Origin of the sequence: Caballeronia sp. GAWG1-5s-s (genome assembly GCF_023631445.1) — a bacterium.
In the GTDB taxonomy this organism is placed as follows: Bacteria; Pseudomonadota; Gammaproteobacteria; order Burkholderiales; family Burkholderiaceae; genus Caballeronia.
The window spans coordinates 26,623-42,907 of record NZ_JALQDC010000025.1 but is presented as its reverse complement, the minus strand read 5'-3'; the positions used below and the strand labels follow the sequence as shown (position 1 = coordinate 42,907).

The following is a 16,285-nucleotide window of genomic DNA, read 5'->3' as shown; positions in this document are numbered from 1 at the left end:
TAAACATGATCCGTGCCAATTTCCCGGTACAGAGGCGCGCCCATCGACGAGTCATGCGGTCATCAGCGCGACGAAAAGCGTCGCCACGGCGAGGTCCGCGCTCGTTCCCGGGTTGATGCGTCGCGCCTTGAGTTCGGCGTCCCATGCGTCGAGCGCGGGCGCGTGCGAAGGACGGCCCACTGCGCGCCAGTTGGCGCGTTGAACGGCTGCATGGCGCGTGACACTTTGCGCCGTCGCCGCGCCGTGCTTGCGCACAATGTGCGAGTCCGGCCAGAGCGAGAGGAACATGAGGAACGCATCGAGCATGGCTGCGCGCGGATTCGCGATGCCCGCGTCTCGCGCCGCATCGAGGCCCGCGCCGAACACGTCGGCGAAACCGTTCGCGTATTGCCGCGCGATGCTGTCGCGGTCTGCGGCGAGCGTCATCGCGGCGCGCAAGTCCACGGTCGGCGGCGCATGCACGGATTGCTCGCGTGCTTCGCCGAGGCCGCCGGGATTGGCGAGCGCGATCGCGCGATAGGCGAGACGGGCATCGTCAAGATCGAGCGATGCAAGCGCGGCTTCGGTCGCGGCATGCCAATGCTCAAGGTCGACAGGATGATCGCGCGGCAGGCGTTCGAGTGCGGCGCACAACGGCGCGGCGAGCAGCACGATGCCGAGATTCGTGTTGCAGCCGACCGCATTAGATGTACGGCGCACGGCGTCCAGAATGCGCATGCCGACGCTTGCGCCTGAGACGAAGAGACCCGTTGCCGCCATTTCGGCGCTCTCGATGAACTGAGCAGCCGTCATGCCGTGACCCGCGCTCGCGATGCTCACGTTGCCGGGTTTGCGCGTCTCCACATCGAGCGCGCAGGCGCGCATGAACGCTTCGCGCGCGTGCCTCGGATCAGGCGCGGGCATCGCCGCTTGCCAATGCGAGCGTGCGCTGCGATAGCGCGAGCTTGCGGTCGAGCAGATCGTCAACAAGCAACGCGGCGATATCGAGCGGTGTCACCGACTGCAACCCGCGCCACGCTGCCACGCCGTTCACTTCGAGCACGAGCGGGCGCCCTTCGGCTGCGATCAGATCGACGCCTGCATAGTCCAGCCCGAGCGCATGGCTCGCCCGCACCGAAGTATCGGCGAGCGAGGGCGTGAGCTCGGCCGGCTCGCAACGCGCGCCGCGCGCGAAGTTGTGAATCCAGTCGTCGCCGCCCACACGCTTCATCGCCGCGACCGCCCGCGTGCCGATCACGAGCACGCGCCAGTCGAAGCCGGGATGCCCGGCATCGACATAACGCTGTAGATACGCCACGCCGCTGAAGTCTTCGAGCGATGGCAACGTTTCGCACGCGTCGTCGCCGAGCCGCCGCAAGCCTTTGCCTTGCGAGCCGAACAGCGGCTTCATCACGAGCTTGCGGCCCGCGGCGGCTTCGCGCATCAACACGCGCTTGGCGAATGCGGGCGATTCGCCGGCCCATGTCGCGGGCGTCGGCACGCCGAAGCGGTTGAGCAAAAAGCTCGTCATCGACTTGTCGACGCTGCGTTCGATGGCGCGGGCGTCGTTATAAACCGGCACGCCGCTTTCGCGCAACGCATGCATGATGCCGAGCCGCAGCGTCACCTGTTCGAACGTGCCGCCCGCGATGCCGCGCACGAACACCGCATCCGGCAGCGCGTGGCCGAAGCCGGGAATGGCGAGACCATGCGGAGGCCACGTCGTATCGATGCGGCAATCCGCGAGATCGACGCAACGCGCCTCGACGCCGCGCGCGCGAAACGCTTTCTTCAGACGGCTCGTGTGCCAGCCGGTCTCGTCGGTCATGATCGCGATGCGCGTCATGGCGTTTCCTGCGTGACGTGCCATTGCGCGTGAAGCAGCGCGTGGTCGAGCTTGCCGCCGTGATATGTCGCGCCGCTTTCGAGACTCGACACCCACGCTTCGGCGGGCGCGAAGAGCGCGGCGTCGATCTGATAGAAGTCGTAGTTGAACGACTTGAATATCTCGGCGAAGGGCTTGCCGTAGTCTCGCGCGTTCGAAGACGGCAGTTCGGCCGCGAGCCGTCTCGCGGCCGCATCGCTCTTGACGGTGAGATGCACGCGGCCGCCGTAGAGGATGGCGTCATTGGTGCGGCCCATTGCCTGCGTGTCGTCGGGCGCGGGCGGCGGCAACGGCGCGCTGCCGCTTGCTTCCACGATCTCGCTCAAGTCGACGCCCAGTACGTGCGTCTTGTGCAGCGCAACTTCCACGACGCGCGCCACGACCTGCACCGTGCCCGCGACAGAATGTGTCGGCGTGACCGCGATGACGAGCTTGTCGGGCGCGAGGCCGCAATCGTCGATCACCTTGTCGATCACCACTTGCGGCGGCAGGCGATTCACTTCCATGACCAGCGCGCCACGTTCGTGTTTGTCGCGATAGCCGAGTTCATCGAAGAGCGGCTCCTTGCACGCGAGCGCGCGCGCCGGGCCCGAGCCTAGCGAGAAGAACTTCTTGCCGCCGGTCTCCTCTTTCGTCGCGGAGAGACTCCAGCCCGCGTACTGGCTCCCGAGGCAGGCGAGCACCGGATTCGACGTATGCACTTCGATGAAGACGGGCCAGAGCGGAGCGGCATCGAACGCCATGCGGCGCGCGACGTGTCCGAGCCCGCCCATGCAGATTCGCGCGATGAGCATGCCGGCATCGGCGCTGCCCGCTGCATCGACGCCTGCATCCACGATGGTCGTGCCCGCACGCGTGCGCGTGATGCCGACGCGAAGCTCTTCGCTGCGTTCGATCAACTGCGCGACGAGCGGCTCGCTCATCGCGTTGACGCTCAGTCCGGCGGGAAGGGGAGAAGTCAGTGTCATGAGCTCAATGGTTTCTGATGCGTTGCAGGATGCGAGCGCATTCGCTGTCGAGCGCCGTACGCAGCAAATCGAGTTCCGGCGCGGTCGTCATCATCGTGCAGACAGGCATGCCCGCGTCGATGCGCGCGCCGGGAAGCGGTATGTCGTGGCACGCGGGATCGGCAAAGCAGGCATCGCTGAATGCCTGCGATGCGACGAACCCGTGCGGCGCAAACACGACGCGCTGCCCCGCGATCAGCGGTGGTCGCTTGAGCGCGGTATCGGCGTGCGGCAACTCCCCGTCGAGGCACGCGTCCAGATGCGCTCCGATCAAACCGCGCGGCCACGCGTCGGGCCATGCGGCTTCGTATAGCGCCATGGTCGATGACGGGCGCGTGTTGATTTCGAGCACCTGGAACGTGTCGTTATCGAGCAGAAAGTCGAGGCTGCAGAGACCCGTGAGATCCGTTCGCCATACGATCGTTTCGATCGCATCGACGATGCGCGCGGCCGTATCGCGCGGCAACGTCACGGGACCGAGCGACCCTGCATGAATGAACGGCAGACGATGCGCGCTCACCGTGGTCTGCTCTGCGAAGCCGATGACCACGGCCTCTCGTTGTGCCGCGATGAAGAGCGCGGACATCGGGCGGCCTCGCGATAGCCGCTGGAAATAGGCGCCGGGCGGCGTGTCGTCGAGCTCGCGTGCCCATTCGATGTGCGTGCCGCCGCAGCCGTCGCTTCGCTTGATGAGCCAGTCTCGCGCATCGGCGGGGCGCGTGAAGCGCACGTCGGGATGGGCGATATGCGCGTCGTCGAGCAACGCGAAGAAGCGCCGCGGATCGCGCACGGCCGCCGACTGCGCGCCATTGCCGATGACACGCGGCACGCCCGGCGCGCGGCTTAGCTCGATGGCGAGCGGCTCCAGCCCGCTCGTCACGACGAGCCCCAGCATGCGAGGCAAGCGTGCCACGTGTTGCAGTGCATCGTAGAGACGCGCGCGGTCGATGGACAAGCCCTCGCCGCCGATGTCGAACCACATGCCCGCGTGCGTGCGCGTATCGCGGTCGCCGAAAATATCGAGCGCGACGACGTTCAGGCCCGCGCGCGCGGCCGACTGCGCAAGCATGCGCGCCGACAGTCCGGCGACGGCGACGCGCGGCGCGCGCGCGTTCATCACGCGCCCTGTCCCGCGACGATGGCGCGGGCTTCGTCGAATGCTTCGGGAAAACCCAGATACACCGGCTTGCCGCCGGTGCGCATGCGCACGAACAAGCGGTGCTCGGCCTGATACTTGACGTTGCCGATGGCGAGCGCGCCGATACCGATGGCATCCGTGCGCGCCGCGCCGGCAAGCGGCTTGCCGTCGTCCATGACGTTGACCCCGGCGATGCCTTCGGGCGGCACGGCGTTCACGTCGGCGGCGATCAGCAGATGCTTCGCCTGTGCGATGTCGGCGGCGTTCATCACTTGCACGCCCGCGGCGGCGGTGGCGAAGACGATCTCCGCTCGCGCCAGTTCCCGATGCAATTGCTCCGTGGTACCGGTCGCGACGCCGGTTGTAGCGATATCGAAACGCCGGTTGATTTCGTCGCTGACTTGCGTGGCGCGCGACTGACTCGAATGGCTTGCGACGACGACGTCCGCGCCGAGCGATGCGGTCATCGCGGCGGCCACGCGCCCTACCGCGCCCGTGCCGCCGAGAATCACTACGCGCTTGCCGTCGAACCCGACCTGATGCGACGCCTTCAGATGCTTCTCCGCGAGCGCGACGAGCGCGGCGGCGGTCGTGTACGCGCCGCTGGGATCGGCGAAGACGGAGACTTCGAAGGGCGGCACCATCGCGTTACGCGCGCGTTCGAGCATGTCGGCGGCGAGCATCACGTCGCGTCCCCCGAGAAAGATGCCCGTGCGCGACACGCCTTTAGGACCGCGCGAAAAGATGGCGTCCTGCGTGAGTTGCACGACGCTGCCTTCATCGACGTTGCAATACGGCACGACGATCTGATAGCCGGCGTCCGCAGCCATGTTCACATCGAACGGGCTCATTTGCGGCGTGCTCGTGAACATGTGCAGCACGTAAGGTCTTTCGGCGGCATCGGGCATGGTCTGGGCTCGGTCGGTGAGGGAAATGATGCGTTGCGGCGCGATTCACGCAGCATTTGCGCCTGATTCGCGCGGACAGGCTGCGCGCCATGTCGCGCCGTGATTGCGGGCCGCGACGATGGAAAAGCTGAGCGATGCGTGCGGCGCTGCGCGTTGCGCGGTGGCGAGCGCGCGCTCGGCCTGCTGCGCGCTTGCGACGAACGCGAAGCCCACCGGCCCCCATGACGTCTGACCGATGCCGGCCTTCTGTTCGGCCGCGACCGCTTGCAGCGCATGCGCCACTGCGGGACTCGCGAATACGCCGCCTTGCGCGGGCGCGAAGTATTCGCCGATGGTCTGCTGCATGTCGCAGATCGCGTCGGCGAAGGGTTCGAAGTCGCATTCGGCGACGGCGGGCAGAAGGCGCATCAAGACGAGATGCGAAAGATGGGCGGCGAGCGCGGCGGGAAACGGCGCAAGCGAGGCGAGGCCGCGCTTCTCCGCTTCGCCGTGCAGCCCTTCGCGGGATGCGTCGTCGATGAGCAACACGCGCCAGGCATCGGGAAAGCGCTGACGCGCGAGCAGTGGCGGGAGCGTTGCGTTCTCGCTGTGCGCGGTGCTGCGTCCGCCATCGACGATCAGTCCGCCGTGATCGAAGCCGTGTATGCCGATGCCCGAACGCGCGCCGCGTCCGAGCAGCCGTGCGATATCCGTTGTGGTCAGATCGTGCCCGGTCACGCGGGCGAACGCGGTTCCGAGCGCCAGCGCGAGTTGCGTGCCGGAGCCTAGTCCCGTATGGGCGCGCGGGGTTTCGTGTACTTCGATGTCGACGGGTTGTGTGACGCCTAGCGCCTCGTGGAGCCGCGCGAGGTACGCTTCGATGCGCTCGTGCTGCGCTTGCGTCGATGTGCCGTCTATGCGCCCCTTGCGTTGGGCGCGCCGCGCGGTTATGCGGGTGCCGTGTCCGTCGATGACGAGCCCCACGCTCCCGAAAGCGCGGCCGAGCGAACCGTTCGGATCGATGAAGCCCAGATGCAGCCGGGCATCCGCCGAAAGGGTGATCGCCTGGGGCGGCGATAGGGCGGACTTGGGCATGGGTTTCTTTTCCGCTTTCGCTCGTACGGGAATTTTCATGCCTTAGGCAAAAGGTGTACCAACTTTTTTTTTTGTGGAACTTGTATTCGTGTCGGTCTATTGGCGTTGCCCCTCCCCGGGGCGGGGGTCACTTTCTTTGCCGCTGCAAAGAAAGTAACCAAAGAAAGCAGCTTTTTTCGGGCCCGCAGCAATAACAGTGTGGTCACTCCGCGGAAAGACGTTGGCACTCAGCCGGTTGGCAGCCTTGAATCACCCTCCGCGCCCGCTGAGCGCCACGTCCTCCGAGCCCCTTGGCTCGTTAACACCGAGCGCTTGCAACGATATGCGCGCTTGTCACACGTTGAACTCAGTGCTGGCAAGTCCGCGCCTCAACGAACTCATGCGCGGCACGGTACGCGATTTGAAGCGAGAAGCACTAAATGGGGTGTGGTGTTAACGAGCCAAGGGGCTCGCATGACGTCAATGTTCAGCGGGCGTGGAAGGTGATTCAAGGCTGTCTCAAACCGATTGCCAATGTCTTTTTGCGGAGTGACCACGCTGTTATTGCTGCGGGCTAAAAAAAAGCTGCTTTCTTTGGTTACTTTCTTTGCAGCAGCAAAGAAAGTGACCCCCGCCCCGGGGAGGGGCAACGCTAATAGACCGACACGTGTACAAGTTCCACGACAAGAAACGCCTCGCAAGAAAGAAGCAAACAAAATCAATCGTACTTGATATACCGAAACCGCTGATCATCGGTGGGCGTCCCGCTAAGAGGCCCTCCCTCGAGCGAGGGCCGCCACTGCACGACTTCTTCGATCTTGGAAGCAAGCGCAAAGTCTTTATCGGTAATGCCTTTGGCCGAATGCGTCTTGAGCTTCACGATAACGAACGCATAAGAAACGGTAAGGTCCGGATGATGCCAGGCCGCTTCCGCAAGATGGCCCACCGTATTGACGACCATCAGCGTGCCCTTCCAACCTTCCGTGCGGAACTTGCGCCTAAGCCATCCATCCTCGAAGTACCAGTGTTTGAGCGTACCGATAAGACGCTCGGCGATTTCCGCATCGGAGTACACCTTCTCGGTTTGAGTCATGGCGAGGTCTCGGACAAGACGTGAGTGATTCAGTATGCGCGTCTTCGTCAAAGGCACACAAGCAAAGGCAACCAGTGCTGCGGCGCATCAGAAAGCAAGCTAACGAAGCCAGTATTTCGCGGATTTGACACAGTATGTCTCGCGATACACCGCACGCTTGCGTACTATTGCGAGCGAACAGCATGTCACTCCCGCGTTATCTCAGTACCCGCACGAGCGCATTAAACCGGCATGGAATATGCAATTGGCGTCGATACGCATGCGTTCGGCCATGACCGGGCACAGCGTAGCTCGTTACCTGCATTGAGAAGGCGCGCGCGATGCAACCCGGTAGCGTGGTCATCCCTGGGTCGGAGGCATCACCATTCTGGAGGAGACATGAACTTACGCACCCTGGTTCTTGGACTGGCGGTGGTTGCGACAGCAGGCCTGAATTCCTATGTAGCGCAGGCCGATTCGCAACTCGACAGCCTCATCAAGAATCCTTCGAATTGGGCAGCGCAAGCGGGCGATTACTCGAATCACCGCTATAGCACGCTCAAACAGATCAACGAGAACAACGTCGGCAAGTTGCAGGTTGCCTGGACCATGTCCACCGGTGTGCTACGTGGTCACGAAGGATCGCCGCTCGTCATCGGCGAGACGATGTATATCCATTCGCCATTCCCCAACAAAGTCATCGCAGTCAACCTGAAAGACCAAACCTTCCTCTGGCAATACCAGCCTAAGCAGGATCAGCAAGTCATCTCCGTGATGTGTTGCGACACGGTCAACCGCGGGCTCGCTTATGGCGACGGCAAGATTTTCCTCCAGCAAGCCGATACCAAACTCGTCGCGCTCGATGCCAAGACAGGCGATGTCGTATGGAGCGCGCAGAACGGCGATCCGAAGAAAGGCGAGACGAACACCAACGCGCCACACGTATTCGGCGACAAGGTGCTGACCGGCATTTCGGGTGGCGAATTCGGCGTGCGTGGCCGTCTCGTGGCATACAACATCAAGGACGGCAAGGAAGTGTGGAAGGCCTATAGCACGGGGCCCGATGATGAGATGCTGCTGGACCCGCAGCAAACCATGACGTGGTCCGACGGCAAGATGATGCCCGTGGGCGCCGACTCGTCGACCAAAAGCTGGCAAGGCGATCAATGGAAGTACGGCGGCGGCACGACATGGGGATGGTACGCATGGGACCCGAAACTCAACCTTGTCTACTACGGCACGGGTAACCCCGGCACGTGGAATCCGACTCAGCGCCCCGGCGACAACAAATGGTCGATGTCGATCTTCGCGCGCGACCTGAATACCGGCAAAGCGAAGTGGGTCTATCAAATGACGCCGCACGACGAATGGGACTATGACGGCGTCAATGAAATGATCTTGTCGGACCTGAACATCGGCGGAAAGCGAGTGCCCGCGATCGTTCACTTCGACCGCAACGGCTTCGGCTATACGCTGAACCGCGAAACCGGCGAACTGCTCGTCGCGCAGAAGTACGATCCGGCAGTGAATTGGGCCGATAGCGTCGATCTCAAGAGCGGCCTGCCCATTCGCAACGCGAGCTATTCGACACAGAAGGCGGGTCCGGATCACAACGTGAAGGGTATCTGTCCTGCCGCGCTCGGATCGAAAGATCAGCAGCCTGCCGCATATGATCCGAACTCGAGTCTCTTCCTCGTTCCGACCAATCACGTTTGTATGGACTACGAACCGTTCCAGGTCGATTACGTGTCGGGTCAGCCGTTCGTCGGCGCAACGCTCTCGATGTATCCGGGCCCGAACGAGAACGGCGCGATGGGCAACTTTATCGCGTGGGATGCGGCCAAGGGCAAGATCGCATGGTCCAAGCCCGAGCGGTTCTCGGTGTGGTCCGGCGCGCTGGCAACCGCAGGCGGCATCGTGTTCTACGGCACGCTCGAAGGCTACATCAAGGCGGTACGCATCAGGGACGGCAAGGAACTGTGGAAGTTCAAGACGCCGTCCGGCATCATCGGCAACGTCTTCACGTATCAGTATCAGGGCAAGCAATACGTCGGCGTGTATTCGGGCATCGGCGGCTGGGCCGGCATCGGCATGGCAGCGGGACTCGAAAAGTCGACGGAAGGCCTCGGTGCGGTAGGTGGTTACCGCGAACTCGCGAAGTACACGGCGCTGGGCGGCACGCTCTTCATCTTCGCTGTCCCGAGTTGATACAGGCGTGAGCAGAATTGCGCGGCGGCATGCGTGCCGCCGCGCATAGCAGAGCCTTGCATAAAAACATATTGAAGGAGACACGCGAATGATAGGCCGAACCATCCTGGTGTTGTCGATAGCGCTCGTTGCGTCATCCGCGCCTCTCGCTCAGACCTCTTCAGGGGAGATGAAGCCGGTGGCGTACCAGGTCGTCGACGGCAACAAGGTCGACAACGATACGCTGCAAGGATGGCGTACCTGGCGCGCGCTCGCGTGCGAACGCTGTCACGGGGCGAAGCAGGAAGGTCTGGTCGGTCCCTCTCTCGTCGACGCTTTCAAGACGCTCGACAAGAACGAATTTCATCGCACGGTCTTCGGCGGACGTGTCGACAAGGGCATGCCCGACTTCAGCTCGAGCCAGATGATGCAGAAGAATTGGGAGAATCTCTACACCTACCTGAAGGGGCGGTCCGACGGCAAGATCAATCCGGGCGACCTGCAAGCAATCGATGCCAAGTGAAGGCATCGCGAGCGGCGCACGATGACCGCTTCTACTCCCGGAGGCTTCATGTTTCAGCGTAAGGCCAGTCGTACCGCGCGATTCGGTCGTATGGCCGCATTGCTCTCAGCGCTTGCTCTGCTTTCGACCGACGCCGCGATCGCGCAGGGCGCAGGCGGCCCGCCGCCGAGCCTGCCGAACAACGACGGCGCGGACGGCGTGCTTCGCGTATGCGCCGATCCGAACAACATGCCGCTCTCGAACCAGAAAGGCGAAGGCTTCGAGAACAAAATCGCGAGCCAGATGGCGAGTGATTTCGGCTATAAGCTCGAATACACGTTCTATCCGCAGCGCATGGGCTTCGTGAGGAATACGCTGCGCGACAAGGTGCCGAATACCGAGCAATACAAGTGCGATCTCATCATCGGCGTACCCAAGGGCTATGAACTGACTGCGACGACGCGGCCGTATCTGCATTCCACGTACGCGATGGTTTTTCCGAATCGCCCGGAATACGCGAACATCAAGACGCCCGCTGACCTCATGAGTCTGCCGCCGGATCAACTCAGGAAAATGAAGCTCGGCATCTTCGTCAAAAGCCCGGCCGTGGACTGGCTGCTCAGGAATAACCTCATCGAGCAGGCGGTGTCGTATCAAGGGCAGAGCGGCGATCCCGAGGCGTTTCCCGGCGAGATGATCGAGCACGACCTGTCGCAAGGCAACGTCGATGCTGCGTTCGTCTGGGGGCCAATTGCCGGATACTTCGTCAATCGTTCGGATAACAAAGTTAGGCTCGTTCCGTTCCCGCCGCAGCCCGGCATTCGCTTCGACTTCGAAATCTCCATGGGCGTGCGCTACGGAGAGAAAGCATGGCGCGACAAGGTCGATAACTGGATTGCGTCGAATCAGCCGAAGATCGACCAGATATTGACGAGCTATCAAGTGCCGCTGCTGCCTCTCCAGCCGATGCAACCTGCGCAAGCACAATGAGAACGCCTGCCGTCACTCTTTGCGCGGTGATGCTCGCGTGCGCGCTGGGCCTGACGCAAGGGCATAGCGCGTTGGCCGCAGCACCGCCGGCCGCTTCGGCGCCGGGGGCGGACATTGCGCCCGCTGAACGCCTCGTGTTCCTGCAGCCGCATATGAGCGGCGTCGAGCCGCAAACGGAACTGGATTACTCCGTGGACTATTCCGGTCCGCCCGCGAAAGTCAGCGATACGGTGCGCGTGCTCGTCGTGAGTCCCGGCAACAGCAAGAACGATGCGCGCGTGACAGACCGCACCGGTCCTGTGAATGTACCCGGCGGTCTGCCGTGCAATCCGGTCATCATCTATTTTTTGGAGCACGACATTGCCGAGATGGAGCAATTGACGGGCGGACAGCGGCGCTATTTTCAGCAGCGCGTTCGTCTCGCATTGGCAGCCGCTCCGGCGATTACGTCCGTATCGAGCGATGCCCTCGGAATCGGAGGCGGCAAGCATGTGACGGCGCATCAGGTCGTGATTCAGCCTTACCTGAACGATCCCAATGCCGAACGCTTCTCACAGTACACGGGCAAGCGCTATACGTTCGTGATCGCGGACGACGTGCCGGGCGGCCTTCTCATGATTCGCACCGAAGTGCCGGGCGCGGGCAACGACTTCGCCCATCCGCTGCAGAAGGAAACGATCGCTTATCAAGGGGCGCTGAAGAATCTGTCGCCGCCTGCGGGCGCGCCTGTAAAGGCGGGGAATGTGCCGCGCGCGAGCCGATAACTTCACATGAGCCTCGGCCGCTCGACTGCGCATGCGCCGGGAAGCGAAGACGCTATCGCGCGGATGTGGGGTATTTCGGCGCGAGTACGCGTAAAGGCGTTTTCATTCGCATGGCATGCGTTGTTGCTCTTTGCGCTTCTGGTCGGACCGACGCGCGCGGAACCGCCGCTTTCCATGCAGCAGATTGCGCCCGGCGAATACGCGCATCGCGCTCACGATGACATTGCGACACGCGCGAACAAGGGCGATATCGCGAACGTGGGCTTCATCGTCGGCACGCGCTGCGTGGCGGTGATCGACACGGGCGGCACGCTCGCAGAGGGACGCGCGCTGCGGCAGGCGGTACGACAGATCACGCCGCTGCCGGTCTGCTATGTCATCAACACGCACATGCACCCGGACCATATCTTCGGCAATGCGGCATTCGTGGACGATCATCCGCAATTCGTCGGAAGCGTGAAGCTCGCTCAAGCGGAGGCGTCGCGCGCGGAGAATTATCTTCGCGCGCTGAACCGCGAACTCGGAGACATCGCCGAAGGTAGTGAAATCATCGGGCCGACTCAAACGGTGGATGGCAGCGCAACGCTCGATCTCGGCGACCGTCCGTTGACGCTGCGGACATGGCAAACAGCGCATACCAACAACGACTTGACGGTATACGATGAGAAGAGCGGTACGTTATGGACCGGGGATCTGCTCTTCGTGCGCTGCATTCCGGTGGTGGACGGAAGTGTCGTCGGCTGGCTAGAAGACATCACACGTATTAAGCAGATGAATCCGCGACATGTCGTGCCGGGACATGGTCCGCTCGATCCGCCGTGGCAGCAGTCACTGGAAGCAGAAGAGCAGTATCTTGCCGAACTCGCGGGTGACGTGCGCGAGGCCATCAGGCGCGGCGCGACGATTCAACAAGCCGTAGACACCGTTGGCCTCGATCAGCGCGACAAGTGGCTGCTCTACGAGATTTACCATCGTCGCAATGTGACGGCCGCTTATGCGGAACTCGAATGGGAGCAGTAACAGGCAGCATGGAGGGCATCATGATGACCGATACGCCTGGCTCTATGCGCGCGCGCGGCGCACTGTTCGCGCTGCTTACGTTGATGGCATCGATCGCGCAAGCGGCCCAGCCGGACGACGACCCGAACAGGGTCGCCCGCTGGCTGGATTTCAAGGAAGGCACGTTTAAGGGACAAACAGTCGATACGCATGGCGAATCCGTCATCACGCTCGACGCCCCTGCGCGCGCGGCAGATGCCGCAGTTGTTCCTATCGCGATCAACGCACAGTTCCCGCAGAGTCCCGCGCACTACATCAAGAAGATCTACCTTTTCATCGACGAGAATCCCGAGCCGTATGCGGGCTATTTCGAATTCACGCCCGAGTCCGGACTGGCGAGCATCGAAACGCGTGTGCGCGTGGAAGACTATACGTTCATGCGCGCCATCGCCGAGACCAACGACGGGCACCTGTATAGCGCGGTGCGCTTCGTGAAGGCGTCGGGCGGTTGTTCGGCACCCGCCGACAAGGATGACGATGCAGCCGAACGCGCGGCAGGCGCGGTTCGATTGCAATCGGAGGGCGCGGCGGTCGCAGGCAAGCCGCAACTCGCGCAAGTGATGGTGCGGCACCCGAACCGCACGGGCATGGCGATGAATCAGATCACGCGCAACTATGCGACGGCCTATTTCATTCGCAAGGTCGCCGTCACCTATGCGGATAAACCGGTGATGACCGCGAACGTCAACTTCTCGATCAGCGAGAACCCGAATTTTCGCTTCTACTTTCTGCCGACCGGGAATGGCGAGTTGAAAGCGCATATAGAGGACACCAAGAACAAGCAGTTCGAAGGCGCGATCGCTATTCAGACGCAAGCGGCCGGGCAAGCGTCGGCAATGAAATGAGGCTGCGCTGCGCGAAGCTACTCATCGCCGCGCTTTTCATTGCATGCGGTGCGTGGGCTGGACCGGCAATGGCCGCGCTCGCCGGCATGCCCGCGCCAACGCGCATTGCGCCGGGCGTTTACGCGTTCATCGGCACCGGGGACGCGGTGGCGCCGGAGAATCATGGCATCGTCGCGAATAACGGCTTTATCGTCGGGAAAAGCGGCGTGACGGTGATCGACACGGGGCCGTCTTATCGCTATGGCCGCGCGATGATCGAAGCCATCCGCAAGGTGACGCCTTTGCCGGTGACGCTTGTGATCATCACGCATCAGGCGCCGGAATTCGTCTTCGGCGCCGCTGCCTTTCGCGACCGGAATGTGCCGATACTCGCGCATGTTCGCGCGGCGCAACTTATCCATGATCGCTGCTCGATCTGTCTTGCGAATCTGCGCAAGACACTCGGTGAAGATGAGATGGCGGGCTCGCGCGTGACCGTGCCTGACCGCACCATCGACGGGACCACTGAGATAGAGAACGGCGGACGCAAGTTGCAACTGCTGCATTTCGGCCCCGCGAGCACACCGGGCGATCTGGCCGTGCTCGATACCGAAACCGGTGTCCTCTTCGCGGGCAGTCTGGTTTCGAATGGCCGGATTCCCGAGCTACGCAACGAGCAGATACCAGGCTGGCTCGCAGCGCTCGAAAACCTGCGTGCGCTCGATCTGAACACCGTCGTGCCCGCGTTCGGTCCGCCTTTGCGCGGCGACGCCATTCTGCAAACAGGCCTTTATTTACGGGAGCTCGATGCATCCGTGAAGCAAGCCTATAAGAGCGGCATGAGTCTCACGCAGGCCATGCACGCAGTGCAGTTGCCCGCGTTCAGCGGCTATAAGCTCTACACGACCGCGCAGCCGCAGAACGTGCAACGCATCTATCTTCAGTTGGAGAAGCAGTAGCCCGTTCTTTCAAGCAGGCCCAACCAAGGAGACACGACATGGCCAAGCTGGTCGCGCTGTATAAAACGCCGTCGGACAAACAGGCATTCGACGCCCATTACACATCGACGCACGCTCCGCTCGCCAAAACGCTACCGGGCCTCCGGCGTTATGAGTTGAGCACGGGACCGGTCACGGTGGCGCAAGGCGAATCGCCGTATCACCTTGTCGCCGTGCTCGAATTCGATTCGCTCGATGCGATCCGGTCCGCGCTTGAATCGCCGGAAGGCCAGGCAACCGCCGGCGATTTGTCCAACTTTGCGCAGGCGGGCGTCGAGTTGCTGATGTTCGATACCAAGGACGCCTAAGCGTCGGTCAATGTGGAGCGCCCGAATCCGATACGTCGTCGGATTCGACTTCCGGATCGGGCACGCGCAGATCGTCGCGCCGGTGATTGATGACGAGAAAGACGCTCATCAGCACGAGAAAGGCCACGACCAGCATCGCGGCGTTGAGAAACACGCGCTCGTAACCCAGCTCGGACACGTCGATGAACCAGTACGGGTAGAACTCCGACTCGCTTCCGCGCCATAGCGTCACGAAGAGATAGCCCAGCGGATAGACGAGCCAGAGCGCGCATCGCCGCCAGGAAAGATGAAAGCGCGGCACGAACAAGAGCCAGTACAACGCGGAAAGCGCGGGCACCACCGTGTGCAGCGATTCATTGACGAACGCGCGATAGCCCGATGGCGTCCATAAGAAGCGCAGCAGCGTGTTATACGCGATGCCGACGAAGACCATATACACGACGACTGCGGTGACGACCGTCGGCTGACGAAAGAAGCGCGCAAGCGGCGCCTGAGCGCGCGTGGCGACACACGTGAAGCAGATGGCCGTGAGCAATACCGTCAGATTCGTGAGGTAGCTGCTCATGCGCGCGATACCGTCCATGACGGTCAGGCCGCGATCGAGCGAACGCGCGATGGTCAGATCCGTTTGCGCCGCGATGGCAAGCCACGCGACCATTGCAATAGCCGCAGCGAGAGCGAGCGAGGCAGTGCTGGGGGTATGAAGCGGCAAGTCGGGCTCGTGCCGCCGCGAATTCTCTTGGGATTGGGACATGCGCTCATTCTATCGGCGCAGGTGAAAGCGTGCAGGCGAGGTCTCGGCCGTAACGTATGCATCTAAACGCCTTCGTGCGTGACTGCACGAATGAGTTAAGGCCGATTCGAAAGCGTGCGCAAAATGCGTTCGATTCGGCGCGCTATTGTCCAGCGTGACCGACGATGTTCAAGAACTGGCTGCCGGCTTCTGAAAGCAAGCCGGAATTATCGATATGCACCACGCGCGCATGACGCGGGAGTTCGAACGCGGGCCTGCGTGCGAGCCGCGCCTCGATCTGCCGTGCGTCTTCGCGTCCGCGCCTCGCAAGCCGCGCGGCCAGCACGGCAGGCGCGGCATCAATATGGACGAAGCATGCGTCCGGATAACGCATGAGCGCCTCGGGCGCGTGCTGCCGCGAACCGTTGACGACGACGGAGATGCCGCGCGCGAGCCACGCATCCAGTTCGATACCGATGCCATAGCGCAGACCGAGGCTTTCCCAATGCATCGCAAAGAGGCCGTGAGAAAGGCGCGAGGCGAATTCGTCGGGCGTGAGCGCGATATGGTTCTCGCCGTCAGTCATAGCGCGCGTGATGTACCGATGCGCGAACATCACGCGTGCGCCGACGCGTTCGCGTGCGAACGCCAACAGTGAGTCTTTGCCCGCCCCGGAAGGGCCCATGACATAGATCAGCCTTGCGCTTTCCATCTTGCTCATGCGATGTCCTGTGCAATGTTCGCGTTCGAAGATCGATTGTAGAGTGCAACTCGTGATGACAGTATGGTTCGCAATGGCGCCAGACGTCGATTCAGTCTGACGAGTCGGCCGCCACGTCCCTTTCATTTCCGGGTAACCCCGCGTTGCGGCACATGGG

At 62.5% G+C, this 16,285-nt stretch carries 17 protein-coding genes; 8 read left to right on the top strand and 9 right to left on the bottom strand.

Annotation, left to right across the window (positions count from 1 at the left end; translation table 11 throughout):
• Positions 1-51: 51 nt before the first annotated feature.
• From NCR34_RS18965 to NCR34_RS18935, 7 genes are all read right to left on the bottom strand, one after another.
• Positions 52-903 (bottom strand): triphosphoribosyl-dephospho-CoA synthase, encoded by an 852-nt coding sequence (locus NCR34_RS18965; RefSeq protein ID WP_250500937.1) that lies wholly within the window; start codon positions 901-903, stop codon positions 52-54.
• A complete protein-coding gene (locus NCR34_RS18960) occupies positions 890-1,849 on the bottom strand; it encodes an ATP-grasp domain-containing protein (protein ID WP_502800110.1) in 960 nt (319 codons plus the stop codon). The genes NCR34_RS18965 and NCR34_RS18960 overlap by 14 nt, the downstream gene beginning before the upstream one ends.
• The gene (gene mch / locus NCR34_RS18955) at positions 1,822-2,832 is read right to left on the bottom strand and encodes a methenyltetrahydromethanopterin cyclohydrolase (RefSeq protein WP_250500935.1); all 1,011 of its coding nucleotides are present in this window, start codon (positions 2,830-2,832) and stop codon (positions 1,822-1,824) included. The genes NCR34_RS18960 and mch overlap by 28 nt, the downstream gene beginning before the upstream one ends.
• 4 nt (positions 2,833-2,836) lie before the next feature.
• Positions 2,837-3,988 (bottom strand): ATP-grasp domain-containing protein, encoded by a 1,152-nt coding sequence (locus NCR34_RS18950; protein ID WP_250500982.1) that lies wholly within the window; start codon positions 3,986-3,988, stop codon positions 2,837-2,839.
• Positions 3,988-4,917 carry an NAD(P)-dependent methylenetetrahydromethanopterin dehydrogenase gene (locus tag NCR34_RS18945; RefSeq protein ID WP_250500934.1) on the bottom strand — a complete coding sequence of 310 codons (930 nt, stop codon included), beginning with the start codon at positions 4,915-4,917 and terminating at the stop codon, positions 3,988-3,990. The genes NCR34_RS18950 and NCR34_RS18945 overlap by 1 nt, the downstream gene beginning before the upstream one ends.
• A 45-nt stretch (positions 4,918-4,962) precedes the next feature.
• Positions 4,963-5,991 (bottom strand): beta-ribofuranosylaminobenzene 5'-phosphate synthase family protein, encoded by a 1,029-nt coding sequence (locus NCR34_RS18940; protein WP_250500933.1) that lies wholly within the window; start codon positions 5,989-5,991, stop codon positions 4,963-4,965.
• Between the two features lie 697 nt (positions 5,992-6,688).
• Positions 6,689-7,063 (bottom strand): 4a-hydroxytetrahydrobiopterin dehydratase, encoded by a 375-nt coding sequence (locus NCR34_RS18935; protein ID WP_250500932.1) that lies wholly within the window; start codon positions 7,061-7,063, stop codon positions 6,689-6,691.
• A 378-nt stretch (positions 7,064-7,441) separates the two neighbouring features.
• Here NCR34_RS18935 and NCR34_RS18930 point away from each other — a divergent pair, with 378 nt between their 5' ends.
• The 8 genes from NCR34_RS18930 to NCR34_RS18895 all read left to right on the top strand — a co-directional run bounded on the left by NCR34_RS18930 (position 7,442) and on the right by NCR34_RS18895 (position 14,674).
• A complete protein-coding gene (locus tag NCR34_RS18930; protein ID WP_250500931.1) occupies positions 7,442-9,250 on the top strand; it encodes a methanol/ethanol family PQQ-dependent dehydrogenase in 1,809 nt (602 codons plus the stop codon).
• 88 nt (positions 9,251-9,338) lie between these two features.
• A complete protein-coding gene (locus tag NCR34_RS18925) occupies positions 9,339-9,752 on the top strand; it encodes a c-type cytochrome (RefSeq protein ID WP_250500930.1) in 414 nt (137 codons plus the stop codon).
• Positions 9,753-9,842: 90 nt separating this feature from the next.
• On the top strand, positions 9,843-10,721 hold the full coding sequence (locus tag NCR34_RS18920; protein ID WP_250500929.1) for a substrate-binding domain-containing protein: 879 nt from the start codon (positions 9,843-9,845) through the stop codon (positions 10,719-10,721).
• Complete coding sequence (locus NCR34_RS18915; protein ID WP_502800109.1) at positions 10,718-11,485, top strand: hypothetical protein; 768 nt, start codon at positions 10,718-10,720, stop codon at positions 11,483-11,485. Before NCR34_RS18920 ends, NCR34_RS18915 begins: the two co-directional genes overlap by 4 nt.
• 6 nt (positions 11,486-11,491) lie before the next feature.
• Positions 11,492-12,505 (top strand): quinoprotein relay system zinc metallohydrolase 2, encoded by a 1,014-nt coding sequence (locus tag NCR34_RS18910; RefSeq protein WP_250500928.1) that lies wholly within the window; start codon positions 11,492-11,494, stop codon positions 12,503-12,505.
• Entirely contained in the window at positions 12,493-13,389 is an 897-nt protein-coding gene (locus NCR34_RS18905) for a quinoprotein dehydrogenase-associated SoxYZ-like carrier (RefSeq protein WP_250500927.1), read from the top strand. Before NCR34_RS18910 ends, NCR34_RS18905 begins: the two co-directional genes overlap by 13 nt.
• 68 nt (positions 13,390-13,457) lie before the next feature.
• Entirely contained in the window at positions 13,458-14,327 is an 870-nt protein-coding gene (locus NCR34_RS18900; protein WP_250500926.1) for an MBL fold metallo-hydrolase, read from the top strand.
• Positions 14,328-14,365: 38 nt separating this feature from the next.
• On the top strand, positions 14,366-14,674 hold the full coding sequence (locus NCR34_RS18895) for an EthD family reductase (RefSeq protein WP_250500925.1): 309 nt from the start codon (positions 14,366-14,368) through the stop codon (positions 14,672-14,674).
• A gap of 7 nt (positions 14,675-14,681) precedes the next feature.
• Here the strand turns inward: NCR34_RS18895 and NCR34_RS18890 are convergent, their stop codons facing one another.
• Positions 14,682-15,428, bottom strand: a complete 747-nt coding sequence (locus NCR34_RS18890) for a Pr6Pr family membrane protein (RefSeq protein ID WP_175940696.1) — start codon at positions 15,426-15,428, stop codon at positions 14,682-14,684.
• Between the two features lie 142 nt (positions 15,429-15,570).
• Positions 15,571-16,128: a phosphonate metabolism protein/1,5-bisphosphokinase (PRPP-forming) PhnN gene (gene phnN / locus NCR34_RS18885; RefSeq protein ID WP_250500924.1), complete on the bottom strand. Its 558-nt coding sequence runs from the start codon at positions 16,126-16,128 to the stop codon at positions 15,571-15,573.
• Positions 16,129-16,285 lie beyond the last annotated feature (157 nt).